At 29.2% G+C, this 21853-nt stretch carries 25 protein-coding genes; 8 read left to right on the top strand and 17 right to left on the bottom strand.

Annotation, left to right across the window (positions count from 1 at the left end; translation table 11 throughout):
- Positions 1-297: 297 nt before the first annotated feature.
- The 7 genes from HGB55_RS13490 to HGB55_RS13460 all read right to left on the bottom strand — a co-directional run bounded on the left by HGB55_RS13490 (position 298) and on the right by HGB55_RS13460 (position 6275).
- Positions 298-804 (bottom strand): CAP domain-containing protein, encoded by a 507-nt coding sequence (locus HGB55_RS13490; protein ID WP_168817419.1) that lies wholly within the window; start codon positions 802-804, stop codon positions 298-300.
- Positions 805-917: 113 nt separating this feature from the next.
- Positions 918-1625: a LytTR family DNA-binding domain-containing protein gene (locus tag HGB55_RS13485; protein WP_168817417.1), complete on the bottom strand. Its 708-nt coding sequence runs from the start codon at positions 1623-1625 to the stop codon at positions 918-920.
- Positions 1626-1633: 8 nt separating this feature from the next.
- On the bottom strand, positions 1634-1951 hold the full coding sequence (locus HGB55_RS13480; RefSeq protein WP_168817415.1) for an Hpt domain-containing protein: 318 nt from the start codon (positions 1949-1951) through the stop codon (positions 1634-1636).
- Positions 1952-1953: 2 nt separating this feature from the next.
- Positions 1954-4320: a PAS domain-containing sensor histidine kinase gene (locus tag HGB55_RS13475; RefSeq protein WP_168817413.1), complete on the bottom strand. Its 2367-nt coding sequence runs from the start codon at positions 4318-4320 to the stop codon at positions 1954-1956.
- A complete protein-coding gene (locus tag HGB55_RS13470) occupies positions 4317-4859 on the bottom strand; it encodes a heme NO-binding domain-containing protein (protein ID WP_168817411.1) in 543 nt (180 codons plus the stop codon). Before HGB55_RS13470 ends, HGB55_RS13475 begins: the two co-directional genes overlap by 4 nt.
- A complete protein-coding gene (locus HGB55_RS13465) occupies positions 4859-5263 on the bottom strand; it encodes a response regulator (RefSeq protein ID WP_168817410.1) in 405 nt (134 codons plus the stop codon). Before HGB55_RS13465 ends, HGB55_RS13470 begins: the two co-directional genes overlap by 1 nt.
- A 145-nt stretch (positions 5264-5408) precedes the next feature.
- Positions 5409-6275, bottom strand: a complete 867-nt coding sequence (locus HGB55_RS13460; RefSeq protein WP_168817409.1) for a hypothetical protein — start codon at positions 6273-6275, stop codon at positions 5409-5411.
- 112 nt (positions 6276-6387) lie between these two features.
- Here HGB55_RS13460 and HGB55_RS13455 point away from each other — a divergent pair, with 112 nt between their 5' ends.
- Entirely contained in the window at positions 6388-6909 is a 522-nt protein-coding gene (locus tag HGB55_RS13455; RefSeq protein WP_168817408.1) for a TlpA family protein disulfide reductase, read from the top strand.
- A gap of 11 nt (positions 6910-6920) precedes the next feature.
- Positions 6921-7532, top strand: a complete 612-nt coding sequence (locus HGB55_RS13450; RefSeq protein ID WP_168817407.1) for a thioredoxin family protein — start codon at positions 6921-6923, stop codon at positions 7530-7532.
- 41 nt (positions 7533-7573) lie between these two features.
- Here HGB55_RS13450 and HGB55_RS13445 read toward each other — a convergent pair whose 3' ends face one another.
- The 8 genes from HGB55_RS13445 to hemW form a co-directional block, all read right to left on the bottom strand.
- The gene (locus HGB55_RS13445) at positions 7574-8647 is read right to left on the bottom strand and encodes an alanine racemase (protein ID WP_168817406.1); all 1074 of its coding nucleotides are present in this window, start codon (positions 8645-8647) and stop codon (positions 7574-7576) included.
- An 8-nt stretch (positions 8648-8655) separates the two neighbouring features.
- Complete coding sequence (locus HGB55_RS13440; protein ID WP_371807825.1) at positions 8656-9126, bottom strand: GNAT family N-acetyltransferase; 471 nt, start codon at positions 9124-9126, stop codon at positions 8656-8658.
- Complete coding sequence (gene rpsU / locus HGB55_RS13435) at positions 9107-9301, bottom strand: 30S ribosomal protein S21 (RefSeq protein ID WP_168817405.1); 195 nt, start codon at positions 9299-9301, stop codon at positions 9107-9109. Before rpsU ends, HGB55_RS13440 begins: the two co-directional genes overlap by 20 nt.
- A gap of 193 nt (positions 9302-9494) precedes the next feature.
- On the bottom strand, positions 9495-9971 hold the full coding sequence (locus tag HGB55_RS13430; RefSeq protein ID WP_168817404.1) for a MarR family winged helix-turn-helix transcriptional regulator: 477 nt from the start codon (positions 9969-9971) through the stop codon (positions 9495-9497).
- A 52-nt stretch (positions 9972-10023) separates the two neighbouring features.
- A complete protein-coding gene (locus HGB55_RS13425; RefSeq protein WP_168817403.1) occupies positions 10024-11607 on the bottom strand; it encodes an aldehyde dehydrogenase (NADP(+)) in 1584 nt (527 codons plus the stop codon).
- A 103-nt stretch (positions 11608-11710) separates the two neighbouring features.
- A complete protein-coding gene (locus HGB55_RS13420) occupies positions 11711-12067 on the bottom strand; it encodes an MmcQ/YjbR family DNA-binding protein (RefSeq protein ID WP_168817402.1) in 357 nt (118 codons plus the stop codon).
- A gap of 2 nt (positions 12068-12069) precedes the next feature.
- Entirely contained in the window at positions 12070-12678 is a 609-nt protein-coding gene (locus HGB55_RS13415; RefSeq protein ID WP_168817401.1) for a DUF4230 domain-containing protein, read from the bottom strand.
- A gap of 36 nt (positions 12679-12714) precedes the next feature.
- Complete coding sequence (gene hemW / locus HGB55_RS13410) at positions 12715-13839, bottom strand: radical SAM family heme chaperone HemW (RefSeq protein ID WP_168817400.1); 1125 nt, start codon at positions 13837-13839, stop codon at positions 12715-12717.
- Positions 13840-13932: 93 nt separating this feature from the next.
- On the opposite strand from hemW, the gene HGB55_RS13405 reads away from it, so the two are divergent.
- Positions 13933-14241: an antibiotic biosynthesis monooxygenase gene (locus HGB55_RS13405; RefSeq protein ID WP_168817399.1), complete on the top strand. Its 309-nt coding sequence runs from the start codon at positions 13933-13935 to the stop codon at positions 14239-14241.
- On the opposite strand, the gene ruvC is transcribed toward HGB55_RS13405, so the two are convergent.
- Complete coding sequence (gene ruvC / locus HGB55_RS13400) at positions 14242-14796, bottom strand: crossover junction endodeoxyribonuclease RuvC (protein ID WP_168817398.1); 555 nt, start codon at positions 14794-14796, stop codon at positions 14242-14244.
- Positions 14797-14827: 31 nt separating this feature from the next.
- On the opposite strand from ruvC, the gene HGB55_RS13395 reads away from it, so the two are divergent.
- Both HGB55_RS13395 and HGB55_RS13390 read left to right on the top strand, forming a co-directional pair.
- On the top strand, positions 14828-15763 hold the full coding sequence (locus HGB55_RS13395) for a lysylphosphatidylglycerol synthase domain-containing protein (protein ID WP_211047399.1): 936 nt from the start codon (positions 14828-14830) through the stop codon (positions 15761-15763).
- On the top strand, positions 15760-16887 hold the full coding sequence (locus tag HGB55_RS13390) for a glycosyltransferase (protein WP_168817397.1): 1128 nt from the start codon (positions 15760-15762) through the stop codon (positions 16885-16887). Before HGB55_RS13395 ends, HGB55_RS13390 begins: the two co-directional genes overlap by 4 nt.
- 142 nt (positions 16888-17029) lie before the next feature.
- On the opposite strand, the gene mnmD is transcribed toward HGB55_RS13390, so the two are convergent.
- On the bottom strand, positions 17030-17692 hold the full coding sequence (gene mnmD, locus HGB55_RS13385; protein WP_168817396.1) for a tRNA (5-methylaminomethyl-2-thiouridine)(34)-methyltransferase MnmD: 663 nt from the start codon (positions 17690-17692) through the stop codon (positions 17030-17032).
- Positions 17693-17902: 210 nt separating this feature from the next.
- Between mnmD and HGB55_RS13380 the strand changes: the two genes are divergently transcribed.
- The 3 genes from HGB55_RS13380 to nadB all read left to right on the top strand — a co-directional run bounded on the left by HGB55_RS13380 (position 17903) and on the right by nadB (position 21671).
- Entirely contained in the window at positions 17903-18955 is a 1053-nt protein-coding gene (locus HGB55_RS13380) for a branched-chain amino acid aminotransferase (RefSeq protein ID WP_168817395.1), read from the top strand.
- Between the two features lie 126 nt (positions 18956-19081).
- Entirely contained in the window at positions 19082-20077 is a 996-nt protein-coding gene (gene nadA / locus HGB55_RS13375; RefSeq protein WP_168817394.1) for a quinolinate synthase NadA, read from the top strand.
- 10 nt (positions 20078-20087) lie between these two features.
- On the top strand, positions 20088-21671 hold the full coding sequence (gene nadB / locus HGB55_RS13370) for an L-aspartate oxidase (protein ID WP_211047398.1): 1584 nt from the start codon (positions 20088-20090) through the stop codon (positions 21669-21671).
- Positions 21672-21853: the final 182 nt, after the last annotated feature.

Genomic DNA, 21853 nt, shown 5'->3' with positions numbered 1-21853 from the left:
ATTTTTAGATTAATAAAGTTTTATAATTAATAATACAGCAAATGTATATTAGACCTTAAAAATTAATTTTAATTTTCGTTAAGCGACATTTTAGTATAGATGAATTGAAGCTATTTTAGCATAAACTAAATTTTAATTATCTATAAATTATAATCCAAATACTTAATATTTGTACTTAACTATTTGTCTCAAAGAAGCTCTAATAGCTTAATTTTAAAATCCATACAACACCTTTATCCAAATAAAAAAACCTCAACTTATTTAAAGTGAGGCTTAATTACTATATAAAATGTATAACTATCTTTTAATAAAAATATTAGTATAGTAATATCGGTCGTTATTATTTTTTAAAACTGATATCCCAAAATGTGTAAATGAGTTATTTTCTATTATTTTTCTATGACTTTCACTATTTAACCATCCATTTAATACACCTTTAGCTGTTGAATAGCCATAAGCAACATTTTCTCCAACCGTTTTCGCAGATGCATTTTTCATAAGATTATTTGTTCTTATCGAAAAATTATCATGATTAATTTCATCTAATTCAATCATATATTTTGTATGGCTAATTGCTTCTGTAGAAACTATATTTAATATTTCTAATGTACTCAATCCTTTAGACTCTCTATATTCATTAATTTCATTCAATATGTCAAGTTCGAACTCAGAATATGACAAATGAACATCTTTAAATTGCATGTTCTCTTCTTTTAAATAAATTCCATCATCATCGGTTGAACACGAAACTAAAAGAGTAATGATTATAATAGTAAAGAACAATTTGAATGCTAATGTTTTCATAGTATGATTATTTAATAATTAATCAAAACTATGAATTGGAAGCAGTGTCTTTAAATTTATTCGTTGGTACTAAAAATAGTATCGTTAAATGGAATTTTAATGTAGATAAGTGATTACAGTAAATTTAGTCTTTTCATTAATTCAGGTCTGTTTGAACGACTAACCGGAATAATATCTTTCTTTATTAACACACTGTTATCTTCTATATCAATTATCTTCTTAATATTGATAATATAAGATCTGTGTACTTTTAAAAACGAGTTTTCCGGTAATTTATCTTCAATCTTTTTTAATGTAGAATGTACTATATAATTTTTAGTTTCAGTTTTAACTTGAATATAATCACCTTTTGCTTCAATTAAATAAATACTGGGAATATCTATTTTAATTAATCGCCTATCAATATTAACATATAATTCGTGATCTGATTTTTCTTCATTAACTGAAGTGCTTTCAATTTGTTTTTTTGAAAGTGTTTTTTCAACCTTTTTTATGGCCTTTAAAAATCTTGGTAACTCTATTGGTTTTACAAGAAAATCTACAATACAATCATATTCAAAAGCTTCAATTGCTAAATTTCTATCTGATGTAGTAATAATTATTTTTGGTGGAGTTTTTAGCGTTTCAATAAAATCGAATCCTGTAAAATCAGGCATATGAATATCTAAAAAAATAAGGTCTACCTGATTTTTATTCAAATATTTTATGGCTTGTATAGCATTTGGAAATTCTTCAACAACATTCAAATTATTAGCACTTAAACATAATTGACGGATTATTGTTCTGGCAGTTGCCTCATCATCTATAATTATACATTTCATAAAATAAACTAAAGTGTTATTAAATAATCAGTTATATTTTGCAGAATTATTTCAAATTTATCACTTAGGATACTATTACCCTCTTTTAGATTATTTTCATATTCCGCAGCAATTTCATAACTTTCTTCAAGGCCTAATATACTAATTTTATGTTTAAGTTTATGAACATTTGTTGCTGCTATTGAGTAGTTCTTTAAATTAAAATTAGTATAATATTCGTTTATTTCTTCAGGATATTCTTCTTTTATAATTGAAATAATTTTTTTTTTAAACTCTTTATCTCCTCCTGATAAATTATGAATATATGTTAAATTAGGCTTTTCCATTTTTAATCTTTTTTAAGCGTAAAATAAAAAGTAGTTCCTTTACCTACTTCGCTTTCCAACCAAATTTCACCTTTATACATATCTACAATCTTTTTTACAATTGAAAGACCTATTCCTGTTGAATCTTTACTTAAGTTTAATGAATGAAATATTTTAAATATTTTGTTATGATATTCCTTTTTAATTCCTATTCCATTATCTTTAACTGAAAATTTAAAAAAGGATTTCTGATCAACTACATCAATCTCTATCAATCCGTTCTCTTTGTCTATGTACCGTATAGAATTACTTATTAAATTTTGAAACAATTGCTGTATCCTTATTTTATCTCCTTTAATTACAGGTAAATTATTCAAAACTTTTAATGATATGTGGTTTGGAACGTGCACTATGTTTTTTATATCTTCAATAACAACATTAACGTCTACATTTTGTTTTTGAAAAGTTTCAGGTGTTACACTGGAGTAACTTAAAATATCAGAAATTAAATGTTCCATTTTTTCTAATGTTCCTTCTATTAATGAAAGATTATTTAAACTATTTTCATCAAATTTCTCATAATTATCTTCTTTTAACCAGCTAACCAATGCATAAATACTTCTTAAAGGTGATTTTAAATCGTGAGATACTATATGTGCATACTCTTGTAACTCTTCATTACTTTTTTCTAATTTTTTGAGTAAGTCTTCCTTCTGTAACTCTAAGCTTTTTAAATCTGTAATATCTAAATTTATACCTATTGACCCTAAAATTTGTCCGTTTATATTATAATTTGGAGCTCCACTAACTAACCAATATCTTATTTCTCCTTTTTTGTTTATTATACGCAACTCAAAAGAATCTGATTTCCCTTTTTCACGTTCTTTTCCTTTTAGTTTTATTAGTTTTTTATCTTCTTCAACAGGTAGGATATCTCTTCCTCTTTTTCCAATTAACTCCTCTTCAGAATAACCAGTCATTTTAGTAAAACTTTGATTTACCATTAAGATATTGTCATCATTATCAACTTCAATTAATCCTAAATTCATATTGGCAATAATATTGCTATACTTTTGCTTTTGAGATTCTAAGCTTTTCCTATATTTCCTTCTTAAAGTAACATCATTAAAACTCCACAAATGACCTTTAAATACTTTATCTTTAAATATTGGAATATAATTACGTTCTAAAATTTTACCATCAGCCATTCTTAACTCATCACCTATAACAATTTCTCTGTTTTTTATAATAGTGTTGTATCTGGCAACAAATTCTTCAGGATTTTCAAAATGATCTTTAAATTCTTCAGCAACGTTAGAAAAGTCTTTTCCAATAACTTCTTCCGGTGAAATTTGTAAGTAAAATAATTCACACACTTTTTTGTTTGCAAGAACTGCAATATTATTCTCGTCTTCTAAAAATATACCGCTATCTAAATTAAGGATTAATGTTGCGAGTCTTTCTTCAGATTCTTTAAGTTTTTCATTCGCTAATTTTTCATTTGTAATATCTTCAATTGTTGCTACTTGAAATTTAATCTCAGCTTTCGAGTTACGTACTGCTGTTACTCTTGTTTTTGCCCAAAGCGTTTCTCCATTTTTTTTAATATATCTTTTTTCTAAATTAAAACTATCTATCTTCCCCCTAAACAAATCATCACGTTTTAATTTTGATATTTCTCGATCATCCGGATGAGTTAAATCTTGAATTTGTATTTCTTTTAACTCTTCTTCCGAATAACCTAACATTTTACATAAAGCCTTATTAACCAGCAACAACCCTTTATTGTTCATTCTTGATAAAGAAATACCGATAGGGGAATTATCAATAATAATATTTAACTGATGTTTTTGCTCTTCTAAAAGTTCTTTAATAGCTGTTTCTTCTGTAATGTCTCTAACAATTCCTTGAGCTCCAATTACATCTTGAGAGACATTGTAAACAAGACTGCTATTTATATGAACCAAACGAATATCATTATTTTTTGTGCAAATTCGAGCTACATAATCAGTAAACTTACCTTCATTTAGTAACTTCTTATAAGAATTCATGGTGTATTTATAATCATCCTTATAAATAATATCAACCACATTTAATAATTCTTCTTTTAAATTATAACCAAATAAGTCGATCGCCGGCTTATTCATATTAATAACATTACCCTTTAAATCCATAAGAACATATGCGTCAGCCAAATTATCAAAAACGCCTTTAAGCTTAGATGCTTTTTCTGTAAGCAAACGCTCTAATTTAATGTTGGTTTCTTTTAATTTTTCAGTAATTAAATAGAGTTCCTTAGATTTATCTTCCAAGATTTTTTCAGCCTGTTTTCTTGCTGTACGTTCTCGTTCAAGAGCTCTTTTTAAAATCTCAAATTCTTTTTGACTCATACATCTTTATTGATAATAAATTTAACTACAGTACCTTTTTCATTTATTTTATCCATTTTAATGGTAGCCGTAGAATTAAAATGTTCAAATGTCTTTTTCATTAATCCCAATCCAAAATAATGCATTGCTCTGCTGGATCTATAAATCATTATTAAAGTATTTTCTGACTTCTCCAGTACTTCAAATGTAGGTAATTCTGCATCATTATATATCTTTTTTACCTCAACATGAATATGACTTTCAATTGATGAAAGCATATCAATCGGATTTATATATTGATTAATTAACTCAGGATAAGAATTAACCAAAACGCTAAAAAAATGTTCAGCATATACCAATAGTAACTTATCAATACTTAAGTTTGTGTGCTCACTTAAATGCTTTAATAAACTCAACATTTCAGAAAAATCATACGTTCCAATTGAAGTGTATATTCCTTTAGAAGGTAAATTTGATTTTTCAATTATTTCATCAACAGTTTCAATTCCATATTTTTCTTCAACTAAGTCCAAAAATTCAGTAAATACGATACCTTTCATTATTTTTTAATTAGTTCATTGATACTCCAATAAGATAGCATCTTATCAATTATTGAAACATATTCTTCATATTTTAAAGGTTTAAGAATGTAACCGGCAATACCAATTCTATAACATTCCATCACATCTTTATAATTGTTTGATGTAGTTAAAATAATCGTAGGAATATATTTTAAAACTTCATCAGATTTTAATATTTGTAAAAACTCAATGCCACTTAATTTTGGCATATTTAAATCTAACAAAATAATATTAGGTAAAATTTCATTATTTTTTAAAATTATTAGAGCCTCTTCTCCGTTTTTTGCTTCAATAATATTTGGCTTAAACTTTAATGTGGTTATTGCTCTTTTAAACTTCATAACCTCAATAGTGTCATCCTCAATCAAAAGTATATTGTTCATTTTTTAAATTTACCTTTTAAATTCTTAGCTAAAAGTAGTTGTTAACACCAGAAAACTACTTAAAATTTAGTCAAAAACCCATTTAAGTGTAGACGAAAGGCTTTTATCTATCGATGAATGGAATTTATATTTCTTTAAAACCTTGTTAATTTTCTAAAGGATAAATGGTAACACTATACCCTAACCAATTTTGAAGTTTATCATACATATGTTGTTTATCTTCTTCTGAGAAATTTTTAATACCTGCTTCATTTTCTACATTATTCAGCACCATTTTTAAAGCATTTACATGCGATTTCAAAACAGGGCTATCTTCCAAAGACACACTATTTTCACCATAAACATATAATATTTTATGCCCTTTATTTTCAATAAAATCAACTGTTTTCTGTAATTCTTCTTCAGTTAATGTATCTGCTGTATTGTTTTTTAACGAAGCATTGTATACCAAAACCATATCAGCATCATACGGATAAATGGCTCGATACACCAAAACCGATGTTGCAGCATTTCCTTTACCTGAAGTTATCCATTTTCCGGAGTACAGCGTTTTAAGTTTTCTAGCAATATAGTGGTAATCTTCAACTGCTTGTTTAGTAGTTAAAAAAGGTTTTACCCCAGCTGTAGTGTTGTTTAAATTTGTAATTCTGCTAATTGCCTGAATTTGATTTCCTTTTAAAATAGTACTTAATTCGTAAGTTTTAAAGTAAATACTGTCATTTTCAACTACAAAATTTACAGGTTTATTTAAACTGCTGTATTGTAAAAAAACTGTTTGTTTTATTGTTCCTTTCGCTGTATTTTCATGGTCTAACGGTTGTTCAATAATCATTTTATACGCTTTAGAAAAGTGATCGGCAGTTTCAACCTTGGTAATTTCAGCTTCCGGAAAAAGTGTTTGCAATTTCTCTTCAAAGGTTAACAATTCAACAGGTTCTAATTTTACAACTCTACATCCAACAACTAAAAAACTAAAAACAATAAAAAGTACTAAGGGTTTGAAAAATCTCATAAATTATTTTTAAATGAAGTTCAAAATTAACAATAATAAAACATTTTAAATCTGTTAAGGTTTAGTTAATAGTTTTTTTTGATTTAAAAGTGTTGTTATATTTAGTCCAATTATGGAGAGATTGCTTTTAATAGTGTGTATTGCTGCTTTTGTTTCGTGTAAAACAGAACCTAAACAATCTGAAAATATTTCAGATGAAAAAAAATTGCCGGAAAAAGTTATTACTATTCCTTCCTACACATACGAAACTTTAGAACCTCTTTTACATAAAGAAGATGACAAAACGTATGTGATAAATTTTTGGGCAACTTGGTGTAAGCCTTGTGTTGAAGAACTACCGGCATTTGAAAAACTTAACGCAACTTATAAAAATCAAAATGTTGAAGTAATTTTGGTGAGTTTAGATTTTCAAAATCAAATTGAAAAACGTGTTATACCATTTATTCAAGAGAACAACATTCAATCTGAAGTTGTGATAATGGTTGACCCTGATCAAAATACATGGATCCCTAAAATTAGTAAAAAATGGTCTGGAGCTATTCCTGCCACATTAATTTATAACAAACATAAACGTGAATTTTATGAACAATCATTTACGTATGAGTTACTACAAAACGAACTAAAAAAATTTTAAACCACTTACTTATGAAAAAATTAAATATTTTACTGATACTTACTGTATTTGCTGTAATTACAGCTTTTGCAGTAAAAAATTCATCCGAAGGTTATAAAATTGGCGATACTGCAACCGATTTTAAATTAAAAAATATTAATGATAAAATGGTTTCGATGGCAGATTTTAAAGATGCTAAAGGTTTTATAGTGATATTTACCTGTAATCATTGCCCATTTTCAGTAGCTTATGAAGATCGAATTATAGCTTTGGATAAAAAGTTTAAAGAACATGGATATCCTGTAATAGCAATTAACCCAAATAATCCTGAAGTTTCTAAAGGCGACGATTTTGAATCTATGAAAGTTCGTGCCAAAGAAAAAGGATTTACGTTTCCTTATTTGTTTGATGAAGGACAAAAAATTTATCCGCAATATGGAGCTACAAGAACACCACATGTATTTTTATTGAATAAAGAAAAAGGTGCTTTAAAAGTAGCTTATATTGGAGCAATTGATAACAATTCTCAAAATGAAAGTGCTGTAACTGCAAAATATGTAGAAGATGCTGTAAATGCTTTGTTAGTAGGAGAAAAACCAAAAGTCAATTTTACAAAGGCAATTGGTTGTACTATTAAAAAATAAGTTAGTTAAAAGCAGCTCTAGAGCTGCTTTTTTTTTTATAATTAAATCAATTTTTTTTCAATATATTTTGAGTTCATAATTTGTAATGCACCCATATATTTCATTTTAAAAGAAACTATATCACCAACCTTATATTTTTTTCTGGTTTGGTTTAAATCAACCACAAGCATATCTGAACTTGCTCCAACTATAGAAATTTTTTTATCGACAGGGATTAAAAAGTCAGGTTTAGAGATATCTAACAACCCAATATCTAAAATACCTCTGCTATGTATTACTCCATAATCTTCCGGATTTATTTCTAACATTTCTCCTGATGGATTTTCTTCCAATTCTCCAAAAGGAACAATGGGCTTTTCAGTTATTTCAATAATTTCAGCATGCAATAAAAAAACATCGTCCTTCATTTTTGGAATTATTTTATTTGTAAATAAATCCTTTCCAAAAAACAAAGTTTCACCAATTCTAAAGTGATTTATGCCTTTTGGTATTTGTTTTTTTAACAATAAGGGAATCATTACTGAAGAACCACCGGAAACACCTTCGATTTTTTCACCTAATATTGCTTCTATCAACTGTTCGTACAAACTAAGTTGAATTAGCTTATCTCTACTTGGCATTATACCGCTTAAACAATTAAGGTTTGCCCCTATACCTGCTACCTTTATATTTGGAAGTTCAAAAACCTTCTTATAAAACTCAATTAAATCTTCGCCTAAAATACCTTCACGCAAATCTCCTAATTCAATCATAATTATTATACGATGAATTTTATTTTGCTTAACTGCTTCTTCTGATAACCATTTTATGGTAGTAAATTCTGTATTAAAACTTACATCAGCATATTTTACAACACTTGTAATACTTTTTTTTGCCGGTGGTTTAATATAAATGGTTTCTACAGTAGGTTTTATAGATTTAATAATTTTTAAATTCGTTAATCTTGAGTCACATACCTGTTCATTTCCTAATGATAATACATATTCTAAATATTTCTTATTACCACATAGCATTTTCAAAACAGGAGCCCAATCCTTATTGTGTTTATCAAATAATTCCTGTAAGTAAGAATAGTTCTTTGCTAATAAATCTTTATTTAGTGTTATATAGGCCATAAGATGTACTACGCTTTTATATATCTCATTTCCAAATATTTATTTTCAAAACCTAGTTTCTCGTACAAATGTTTGGCAGGATTATTGGGTTCAACATGCAGCGCTATGTCACCTTCAGCAATTTCAATAGCTTTTTGCATAATTTTTTTTCCAACACCTTTTCCTCTAGTACTATTATGTACTGCAATATAAACAAGTATATTTTCAGGAATATAACCTGACATCCCTGTTTTGTTTACAATAGTAGCTCCAATTAGTTTGTCGCCTTCAAAAAGTGTTAATACAAAACCTCCTAACGCTTTTTCAGATTCTTTAACAGCAAATTCCAAACATTTTTGAATATCCTTTTTTTTGTCGCCATATTCATCTAAATGTTCATATAAAAATGCTACTATTTCTTCTTTTTCGTTTTTTGTAGGCTTTAAATCCTCATTATAAATAGTAAAAACATCCATAGTATTATATGTTTTCTTTATCACTTAAATATTGCTTGTATTTAGCTTTTTCTACCTGTTTTCTTCTTTTTATAGATTTTTTAGTGTAGTGTTTATTTTCTCTAAGATTATTTATCAGTTTTGTTTTTCGTGTTTTATTACGATATCTCTTTAAAGCTCTATCAATTTTTTCATTATCCTGTACTTTAATTATAAGCATATATTATTTTAATATTATAGTTGTATGCAAAGATACAAATTGTTTCTATAGAAACAATTTTAAAAAAACAACAAAAAATAAAATTTAACATTATTTTATAGCTTTTTTGCATAAAAAAGCTATAAAATACTATTGTTTTTAATTAAATAATAACTATTTCTGCAGAAATTTATTAAACTCTTAAAAATACAATTTACTCTGAGGGGAACTCTTCTGAAGTTACTATAGGTGAAGCTTCAATCTCTTCAACTTCCATAAGCTCGGTTAAAAGATCTATACCTTCTACTATAGTTTTTAATTTTTTGGGTGGAAGTGCCTGTAATTTTTCGCTTAACTTTTGTTGAAATGTAATTGGAGCTGTTTGAATAAGTTCCATTCCTTTTGCAGTTAATGAAATAAGGGTAACTCTTTTATCGTTTGCTTTTGGCAGTTTAGCAATAAGTCCTTTTTTTTCTAATCTATTAATAATGCCTGTAATTGTACTTGCATTTAAGTTTAAGAACTCTTTAAGTTTAGATGCTTTTGCTCTGTACTCTTCTTGTTCAGATAAAAATTGTAAACATAACAACTGCGGAATGCTTATACCTTGTTCTTTTTCAACACGTTTACTTTCTAAATTAACAGAGCGTACAATTCTTCTAAGTTTTATTAAAATATCTATAAATGTCATACTTCAAAAATAACAAAAAAAAGCAAGTCAAACTTTTTAGTCAATAATTACATTAAATTGGTTTTATAGTTTGTTCACCATTTATATTTCTATTTATTTTTAGAGGATTTTCATTTTTCAACTCATCGGGTAATTGATTATCAGGCCAATTTTGAAATGAAATTGGGCGTACCCAACGTTTAATTGAATGTACACCAACTGCAGTAAATCTGCTATCCGTTGAAGCTGGATACGGACCACCATGCACCATTGCACCACAAACCTCTACGCCAGTTGAAACACCGTTAAAAATAAGTCGTCCTACTCTATTTTGCAAAGCATTAACAATAGTTTCATACGCTTTTATTTCATCTCCGTCTGAAATTAGTGTTCCTGTTAGTTGACCTTCTAAATTTGTAATAATCTGCTCTAGTTGTTCTTTATCTTCACATTGAACAACCATAGAAAAAGGTCCGAAAACCTCTTGATGTAGTGTTGAATTCTTTAAAAAGGTTTCGCCTTCTACAGTAGTAATAATTTGTCTTCCATAATTTGTTGGAGTCTCATTTTTTAAATCTACTACCGTTTGCAAACCCTGTTGATTTTGCATGGTGCTTTTATTTTTTTCGTAAGCTCCAATTATAGTTGGATGTAACATACAAGTTGGCTGAATTTTTACAATTTCACTAGCTAATTTTTGAATAAAATTGGTTAAATCAACTCCTTTAATTCCAAAAAGCAATCCGGGATTTGTACAAAACTGCCCTGAACCTAACGTAATTGATTTTGCATAAGCTTTAGCCCATTTTTTAAAATTGTTTTTTACGGCATTTGGCAATAGAACTACCGGATTTACGCTTCCCATTTCAGCAAAAACGGGAATTGGCTCTTTACGCTTAGCTGCCAAATCGAATAAAGCTCTTCCGCCTTGCATACTACCGGTAAACCCAACCGCTTTAACTTGAGGATGTTTTACCAAATTTACACCCACATCAATTCCGCTACTGTTTAAATTAGAAAACACACCATTTGGCACAGCTGTTTTTTCGGCGGCTTTTATAATGGCTGAAGCTACCATTTCTCCTGTGCCGGCATGCATTGGGTGTGATTTTACAATAACAGGACAACCTGCTGCTAAAGCTGAAGCGGTATCGCCTCCTGCAGTTGAATATGCGAAAGGAAAATTACTTGCACCAAACACAACTACCGGTCCTAACGGAATTAACATTTTTCGTAAATCGGGTTTAGGAGTTGGTTTTCTGTTGGGTATTGCTGTTTCAATAGTTGCTTCTACCCAAGAACCTTCTTTTACTAATTGCGCAAAAGAACGTAGTTGAAATACGGTTCTGCCTCTTTCTGACTCTGCTCTTTGTTTTGTTAAACCGGATTCTTCGCAATATACTTTTAACAATTCATCACCTAAAACTTCAATTTCAGTTGCAATTTGGTTTAAAAATTCGCTTTTTTTTAATCCTGATATTTTGCTGTATTCTTTAAATGCTTCCGTTGCCAATTCTACTGCTTTATTAATTTCTATTTCTGAAGCTTCGGTAAAAATGTATTCGTTTTCGGTATTGGTTTCAGGATTGAAAGTTTTAAAAGTGACTTTTCCTAGTGATGACAGTAGGTTTCCTATATAGTTTTTTCCTGTGATCATTGTTGTTATTTTTTTGTGTTAACGATTGTAGTGGCATCCTTTTTACAAAGTAAAAAGATAGAACGGAAAGCGTGACCGCTTTAGCGGTAACACCCTAATAAATTTACAAAAAACCCAACTCTTTTTGTTTCTTTTTTGACATTCCTTTGATAACCATAGCGTATGAATGGTCAATTAGCTGCTTAATAAACGAGTTTTGTAAAGTGCCTTCAATGATAACAGTGTTCCAATGTATTTTGCTGGAATGGTAGCCGGGAACAATCTCTTCATATTCTTCGCGCAGCTCAATTGCCCAGTCCGGATCGCATTTTAGGTTTACCTTAGCAGGATGATGTTCTAAACCGGAATAGGCAAACATTTTGTCTGCCACTTTAAAAACAAGTGTTTGCTCGTCAAAAGGAAAGCATTCTGATACATGTTTTTTAGCAAGACAATAATCTCTAAATTCTTCAATATTCATACTTATTCCAACTTTTGGGGTTCATTTTGGTCAATAACTAATTGAGAATAATTAAGTTTCCATCCTGATGCTTCGATCATTTCCTCCATCATTAAAATGGTGTCGAGTGCTTCTTTTTTGGCGGTATCTAACAATCCGCTTTCGGGAATTTTATCAACTATAAATTGTTTTGCTCCCTGATTTAATCCTGTTAAGTCTACAGCTGCAAATTTGTTGAAAAAACCATCTTTTTTATCGTAGTATTTAACTTCGGTTTCTATAGTAAGCACTTCAGGTTCAGGAAAATGAGTTAGCTTTATTTCTCTTCTTTCATTATTTGCTTCTAACGTTATTTGCGACAAATCAAATCCAATATGTGCTTTGGCATTTATAAGTAAAATAGCTTGTTTTTTACTGGTTATGATATTTAAAAAACGGTTTTTAGTGTCTTCGTAATGATAAATTTCGGCAAAATCTCCTTCAACAGTTATAAGTTTGCAAACGCTTTTTATTTTTTCGAGCAATACAACTGATTGTTTTTCAATTTGATGTACTCCTTTTTTACGATTATAATACGATATTCCCCAATAGGTTAATAAAGTTCCCAATAAAATTCCGGTAAATAATTCCATAGTATTTTGTGCTTACTCAAATATACTGATTGTTTTTTATATGATAAACAAATCGCTTGCTATACCGTCTGCTAAAAACTTCCCTTTTTTAGTAGTTGTTAAAACATTATTTTTAACTTCTAACAAACCTTTATTTATGTACTGCCGAGCATTTACTTTTAATTGCTCTACATACGGTATTCCAAATTCTTTTTCAATTTTTTGGATTGAAACTCCCCAAATAGTGCGTAAGCCTGTCATAACATACTCGTTAAATCGATTATTTACAGTAAGCTCTTCAGTTTTTGACGGAAGTGTATTTTCGAGCAAAGCTTTCATATATTTTGTATTGTTTGAAACATTCCATGACCTTTCTGTTCCATTAAATGAATGTGCCGAAGGGCCAATTCCTATATATGCTTCTCCTTTCCAATACGAAGTATTGTGTTGTGAAAAATAACCGGGTTTTCCAAAGTTTGAAATTTCATATTGAACAAATCTCTGCTTTTCGGTTTCATCAACCAATATATTAAAATGTTGCAATGCTAAATTTTCATCAACAGGCAGTATTTTTCCTTTTTTAATAAAACTATACAAAGCTGTTTTTTCTTCAACCGTTAAAGCGTAGCTTGAAATATGAGGTATTCCAAAATCAAATGCTGTTTGCAAATTTTTCAACCATTTTTTGTTACTCATATTGGGCACTCCGTAAATTAAATCGATTGTAATATTATCAAAGTATTTTAAAGCTTCTGTTAAACATTTTTTGGATTCTTCGGCTGTATGTGCTCTATTCATAAACTGTAAATCGTCCTCAAAAAAAGATTGAATTCCAATACTTAACCTATTTATCGGGGATTTTGCCAGCTCTTTTATTTTTTCAGCAGATAAATCATCCGGATTGGCTTCTAAAGTAATTTCGGCATTTTCAACTACATCAAAATTCGTGTAAATCACTTCAAAAATTACTTTTAGCTCACTTATTGTTAAAAGTGAAGGCGTTCCCCCTCCAAAATAAATGGTTTCAATTTTTTGGTTTAAAACTTCATGTTTTCGCATTACTAATTCATTACTAATTGCTTGTATCATTTCATCTTTTCTTTTTAATGAAGTTGAAAAATGAAAGTCGCAATAATAACATGCTTGTTTACAAAATGGTATGTGTATATAAATTCCTGCCAAACTCTTAAATTAATAATTGTTAAATGTACGCTTTTCAAAAAAACTATAAAAAGTGATTTTTGTTACCTTTTTAATAAAAACTGTATTGTAAATTTGAGAAAAACAGTTAATAATATGTACACTTATATAGTTTCATTTAAAGTAAAAGACGGAGAAGGAATTTCTTTTGTTGAACTGCAAAAGTTTGAAGAGTTAACCGAAGCTAAACCTGCAGGGTTAGATCATTTTCATATTTTTAAAGATAGAAATGAGGAAAATCGCTTCTTTTTGGTAGAATATTGGAACTCTAAAGCTGATAAAGATAAAATGGAATCTTCTAAAGAGCATCAACTTTTTCATGAACACCGAAAATTAGTAATTGAAAAAAAATATGACACCTACGAATGTGATGTAGTTGTTTAGTTACTCTTTTACTCTGTTACCGTTTTGTTTTACAAAGGCTGTCCAACCTGTATAACTTTTTCCTGAAGTTATCTTACCGCTGTTGTAAAAATGACAAACTGCAGCAGCTAAACCGTCTGTTGCATCCAAATTTTTTGGTAATTCTTTTAGTTTCAATAAGCTTTGCAACATTTTAGCAACTTGCTCTTTACTGGCATTTCCGTTTCCGGTAATTGCCATTTTTATTTTTTTGGGAGAATACTCTGTAATAGGAATTTCACGAGACAAACCTGCAGCCATTGCCACACCTTGCGCTCTTCCTAATTTTAACATGGATTGTACATTTTTACCGTAAAAAGGTGCCTCAATTGCAATTTCATCAGGATGATACGTTTCTATAAGGTTAATAGTATGTTCAAAAATAAGTTTCAACTTTACATAATGGTCATCGTATTTTTTTAGGAATAATTCATTTATCTGAATCAGTTCCATTTTTTTATTCACCACTTTTATCAACCCAAAACCCATTATGGTTGTTCCGGGATCAATCCCTAATATTATTTTTTCTGAATGCAATTATTCGTTAATTTGTATTGTTAAACATCAAATGTACAATAATATCTTTTACAAATATAAACATTGGATTACGTGGGCTGTAAAACTTGCCATAGTTTTAACCGCTATTTATTTTATTTACAACAAGTTACATTCTAACAAACTTTTATCCTTATCACAATTTAAAGAGCAACTTTCTGCACTTTTTTCTAATAATATTTGGTTGATACTACTCTTACTTTTATTTACTGATGCCAATTGGTTTTTAGAAATTTTTAAGTGGAAAGCACTAGCTTCAACCGAAAAAAAAATTACTTTTTTTGATGCATACGAACAAAGTTTAGCATCGTTAACTACCGCAATTATTACACCTAACAGAATTGGAGAATACGGTGCCAAAGCCTTGTATTTTAAAAAAGAAAAACGAAAAAAAATACTGGCTTTAACTTTTGTGGGAAATATAAGTCAGTTATTAACAACAACTGTGTTTGGAATTGGCGGACTTACTTTTTTAATTTCAAATTTTAATACTCCCATTTTTGATTATAAAGAAAGTTATGTAATTACTATATTACTACTGGTTTTTATGTACTTTTTGTTAAAGAAATGGATTGTAAAATTAGCTAATTACTGTAAAAAAATACCTTCTAAAACCTATTTGTTAACTTTGGTGTATTCCATTTTACGCTATATAGTTTTTAGTCATCAGTTTTATTTTTTATTACTGCTTTTTAATGTTGATATTGAATACACTGTTGCTATGCCATTAATTTTTAGCATGTATTTTATAGCTTCTGCAATACCAAGTTTAAGTATTTTTGATTGGGCAATTAAAGGTTCTGTTGCACTGTGGGTTTTTAGTTTTGCAAACATAAATGAACTTACAATTGTAACTATAACTACTATTATGTGGTTGCTTAATTTTGCCGTTCCGGCACTTTTAGGAATTCTTTTTGTATTAAATTTTAAATTTTCTGACAGCGAATGATGTATTTTATAATTTGTATTGCTGTTGTTTACTTCCTTTTAATTTCAAGCCTTATAATTGGTTTTGATAAAGTTGAAATTACAAAAAATAAAAAAATTAGTCCAAAAAACTCATTTTCAATTGTTATTCCTTTTAGAAATGAAGCCAAAAATTTACCTGTTTTATTAAATTCTATATCAAACCTACAGTATCCCAAAAATTTCTTTGAAATCTTACTAATTAATGATGATTCTTCCGATGACTTTAAAACGATTATCAACGAGTTTAAAATCTTGAACAAAACAGTAAACATTCAATTAATTGAAAATGAACGCAAAACACATTCACCCAAAAAAGATGCCATTGTAACCGCAGTAAAACATTCTAAATTTGAGTGGCTTGTTACAACGGATGCCGATTGTGAAGTGCCTCAAAACTGGTTACTTCTTTTTAATCAATTTATTGAAGAAAAAAAGCCTTTTTTTATAAGTGCTCCTGTAAAGTTTAAAACTGAAAATACCTTCTTATTTCACTTTCAAAACCTAAATTTTATAAGCTTAATTGGATCAACTATTGGTGGTTTTGGACTTAAAAAACCTTTTATGTGCAATGGAGCAAATTTGTGTTATAAAAAAGATATTTTTATATGTTTAAATGCTTTTGAAGGAAATAACAATATTGCAAGTGGCGATGATGTTTTTTTATTGGAAAAAATGAATGAAAGCTACCCCAACAAAACATTGTATTTAAAATCTAATGAAGCAACCGTAGTAACAAAAACAGAAAACAGTTGGAAACATTTTTTACATCAACAATTGCGTTGGACTTCAAAATCAACAGCTTACAGTAATATTTTTTCAAAATTTACAGGTATTGTGGTTTTATTACTAAATGCAAGTATAGTTCTTACAGCAATTTTATCTTTATCACAATCCAATAATTGGAAACTTTTTTTAATGCTGCTACTTCAAAAAATGATTGTAGATTTTGTTTTAATATACAAAACCTCCAAATTCATTACAGCCAAAAAAACATTAAACTACTTTTTTCTAATAAGTTTACTATATCCTTTTTTTGTAGTTTTTATAGCCTCATTATCTCTTTTTAAACGTTTTGAATGGAAAGGCAGAACATTTAAAAAATAGCTGTTATTTTTCTAAAAAGCGATTAAGAATTTCTTCAGTATGTAACCAAACGTATGCAATAACAATTAACAAAATCAACAAAATTATAGCTCGTTTATAGTTTGGCTTTTTTCTTTTTTTAAATCTTTGTGTTGTCATACTTTTAATTTTTAATTGCACGTAACATTTCTCTTTTTCCAGGTGGTCCTTGTAGTTTTTCTACTGTAAAACCCACTGCTTGCATTGCTCTTCTTACACTTCCTTTTGCACTGTAAGTTACTAAAACTCCTCCACTTTTTAATGCTTTAAACATTATTTTAAAAATTTCTTCTGTCCACAGTTCCGGTTGAACACGCGCTCCAAAAGCATCAAAATAAATGAGATTAAACTCGTTTTTATCATTAATTTCATTAAAAAATTGTTTGCGTTTTATTAAATTGAAATCATTAGAAATTTTATACTGTTCCTCCCAACTTAGCCGATGCATTGCTGCAAAAACATCACCTTGCTCCTTTGCCTCCAAAGTCTTTGAGTAATTCATTTTTTCAACTTCATCAAAAACAACAGGATAGGCTTCAACCCCAACATAATTAATTGTTAAATGCATTTTAGGCGCTTCTAAAAATGTAATAAAGCAGTTTAATCCTGTTCCAAAACCTATTTCTAAAATATTAATTTCTTTATTTGAAAAAAGTGATAATCCGTTTTTAATAAACACATGTTTGGCTTCTTGTACAGCACCATGTTTAGAATGATATTGCTCATCCCACTCAGGTATGTGAATTGTTGTTGAACCATCACCCGTTACAATTATATTACGCTTCAAGATTTAAGGTTTATACTCTTCTGAAATTTTTATGAAAAACAAAAATAACCAACTGTAATTGTGTTAATTATTTAATTGTAAATAGTGTAAATGTCAGAATAATTAAATTTTAAACAAAGATATTAAAAATAAGGCAGTAACATTGAAATTAAATTAAACCGAAAGTTAAAAAAAATAAGTAATTTTGTTTAAACAAAATATAGACTTATTATGGCTTTACATATAGAAAAAATAGCTAAATCAAAAATCTCAAATGTTGATTTTAGTAATTTGAAATTCGGTCAAATTTTTACAGATCACATGTTTGAATGTGATTTTGAAAATGGTGAATGGCAAACACCAAAAATTAGACCTTATCAACCTATTTCGTTTGATCCATCGGCAAAGGTTTTTCATTACGGACAAGCAGTTTTTGAAGGAATGAAGGCTTATAAAGATGATAATAATGATGTATGGTTGTTTAGACCAGACCAAAATCAGGTGCGTATCAACAAATCTGCCGAAAGATTAGATATGCCTGCTTTTCCAAAAGAATACTTTTTTGAAGGTTTAAATGAGCTTTTAAAATTAGATAAAGAATGGGTACAGAAAGGAGCAAACAATTCGCTTTATATTAGACCTTTTATAATTGCAACCGAAAATTGCGTATCAGCTTCCAGTTCAAATAAATATAAATTTATGATTATTTGTTCTCCTGTTCAAGCATATTATGCAGGTGAAGTTAGAGTTGTTTTTGCCGATAAATTTAGCAGAGCAGCAGACGGAGGTGTTGGTTTTGCAAAAGCTGCGGGTAATTATGCCGCTTCTTTTTACCCTACAAGATTAGCAGGTAAAGACGGCTACCAACAAGTAGTTTGGACTGATGCTTCTAAACATGAATTTTTAGAAGAAGCAGGTACAATGAACGTGTTTTTTAGAGTAAATGACACTTTATTAACTGCACCTACAAGCGATAGAATTTTAGATGGCGTTACACGTAAAAGCATTATTCAGTTAATGGAAGATGAAGGCATTAAAGTAGAAGTTAGAAAAATTAGTGTTTCAGAAATTGTTGAAGCTGCCCGCAAAGGTGAATTATTGGAAATGTTTGGAGCAGGTACTGCTGCTGTAATTAGTCCAATTTCAGGTTTTTCTAATAAAGGTGAAAGTTTTGAACTTCCAAAACTTGAAAACAGCTATGCGGCTCATATTAAAAAGAGAATCACTGATATTCAAAGAAATTTAGCTGAAGATAAATTTGGTTGGAGATACAAAGTACAATAATTAATGTTACTGATAAAGTTTATCTAAAATTAGTAGATTTTTGTACATTGCATATTGCTAAATAATTAATTTTATTTTAATTGTTTGGCATATTCATTGAATACTATTCGGTAAAAAATATTATTTATGACAACTATTGAAAAAGCTAAAGAAAAAATACAAGAAAATGGATTTTTAGATATTGAAGTATCTGAAAAAATAGATTATGTTGAAGAAATAAACAAACTGAGAAAAGAAAAAAATGCTGTTATTTTAGCCCATTACTACCAAGAAGATGCTATACAAGATATTGCCGATTTTGTTGGAGATAGTTTAGCATTGGCTCAAAAAGCAGCCAAAACAAATGCTGATATTATTGTTTTTGCCGGAGTACATTTTATGGCGGAAACCGCTAAAATTTTAAACCCTACAAAAAAGGTTTTATTACCCGATTTAAAAGCAGGTTGTTCTTTGGCAGATTCTTGTCCGCCGGCAGATTTTGCAGCATTTAAAAAACAACATCCAAATCATTTGGTAGTTTCTTACGTAAACACTTCAGCAGAAATAAAAGCATTGACCGACATTGTGTGCACATCATCTAATGCCGAAAAAATAATCAATTCAATACCTAAAGATCAACCAATAATATTTGCTCCTGACAAAAATTTAGGAAGTTGGTTAATTAAAAAAACAGGAAGAGATATGCTACTTTGGGACGGTGCTTGTATGGTACATGAAGCTTTTTCTATTGAAAAAATACTAAATTTATATGCTGAAAATCCTGATGCTGAAATTATTGCGCACCCGGAATCTCAAGATCATTTATTAAAGGTTGCCAAATACGTCGGTTCTACATCCGGACTTTTAAACTATGTAAAAAATAGTGATGCTCCTAAATTTATTGTTGCAACCGAAGTAGGTATTTTACATAAAATGCGTCAGGAATCTCCTGATAAAATTTTAATTCCTGCTCCAGTAGATGACGATAATTGTAATTGCAGCGAGTGTTTTTATATGAAAATGAATACAATGAAAAAATTGTATTTATGTTTAAAATATGAATTACCTTTTGTTGAAGTTGATGCCGAATTAAGTAAAAAAGCATTGATTCCTATTGAAAGAATGCTTGAACTATCAAAATAAAGCTATTTAAATGAATGCCGAAAAAAAAATAAACAAAACTGATTTTTTAGTAATTGGCTCTGGAATAGCTGGGTTGTCTTTTGCCTTAAAAGTTGCCAAACATTTTAAAGATTCGTTAGTTACAATTATAACCAAAACAGAAAAAGACGAATGCAATACCAAATATGCTCAAGGAGGTATTGCTACAGTATGGGATGAAACTGTAGATTCTTTTGAACAGCACATACAAGATACTTTAATTGCAGGAGATGGTATTTGCGATGAAGAAATTGTTAGAATGGTGGTAAAGGATGCTCCTGAAAGGTTAAATGAATTGATAGAATGGGGAACTAATTTTGATAAAGCAAAAAATGGAGACTATTCTTTAGGACGTGAAGGTGGGCATTCTCAAGATAGAATTTTACATCATAAAGATATTACCGGAGCTGAAATTGAACGTGCTTTAATTGAGCAAATCGAAAATACTGAAAATATTAATTTTTTAACTTACCATTACGCAATTGATTTAATTACCGAGCATCAAGTAAAAAAGAAAGAAACGAAAAGAAAAGAAAAGATCACTTGTTTTGGAGCTTACGTTTTAGATTCAAAAAAAAATATTGTAAAAACATTCGCTTCTAAAGTAACTATGTTAGCTACCGGAGGTAATGGACAAGTATATGTTACTACCACAAATCCTGTGGTTGCCACAGGTGATGGAATAGCAATGGCATACAGAGCTAAAGCTGAAGTTTCTGATGTTGAATTCATTCAATTTCACCCTACTGCATTGTATAATCCGGGAGAATATCCTGCATTTTTAATTTCAGAAGCAGTTAGAGGTGAAGGTGCTATTTTAAGAGATTATGAAGGTAACCGATTTATGCACAAATATGATGAACGGGAAGAATTGGCTTCGCGTGATATAGTTGCAAGAGCGATTGACCGTGAATTAAAACAAAGTGGTGCGCCACATGTTTATTTAGATTGTACCCATATAGATTATACCGCTTTTAAAAAACACTTTCCAAATATTACTGAAAAATGTATGAGTTTGGGTATTGATGTAAGAAAAGATTTCATTCCGGTATCACCAGCTCAACATTATATTTGTGGTGGCGTAAATATAAATAAGAAAGCTAAAACATCTATAAAAAATTTATATGCAAGTGGAGAAGTAACTCGTTCCGGTTTACATGGAGCTAACAGATTAGCATCAAATTCACTATTAGAAGGTTTGGTTTTTTCACATAGAGCTTACGATAATTTAACCAAACGTTTCCATAAAATTGAAATGCCTAAAAATATTCCTGTTTGGAATGATAGCGGAGTAAAAAAAAATATGGAAAAAGTATTGATTACTCACGATAAAAATGAAGTAAAAACTATTATGAGTAATTATGTAGGTATTGTTCGTTCTAACGAACGATTGTTACGTGCTGAAAGAAGACTAAGAGGCTTGTATGAAGACAATAAACGTTTATATGACCATTCTGAGCTTTCTTCTGACCTTTGTGAGCTTAGAAATTTAATAACAACTTCTTATTTAATCACTCAATTCTCTAAAAACCGAAAAGAAAATAAAGGCGGTTTTTATAGTGCCGATTTAGTATAAAAATTCATAAAAAAAGGAGCTTAAAAAGCTCCTTTTTATTTTTATCTACCAAATTAGCACTATCTCATAAACTGTGTAAATAAAAATATCGGGGGTTGCAACCCCCGATATTTTTTTGTTTAATTTTAAACTTTTATACAGTCATGAAGAAAGAAGATTTATTAAGTAATGATTTTCTGAAG

It is taken from the genome of Lutibacter sp. B1 (assembly GCF_012524075.1).
GTDB lineage: Bacteria > Bacteroidota > Bacteroidia > Flavobacteriales > Flavobacteriaceae > Lutibacter.
The sequence above is the reverse complement of the archived record's forward strand: the minus strand, read 5'-3'. Positions and strand labels throughout refer to the sequence as shown.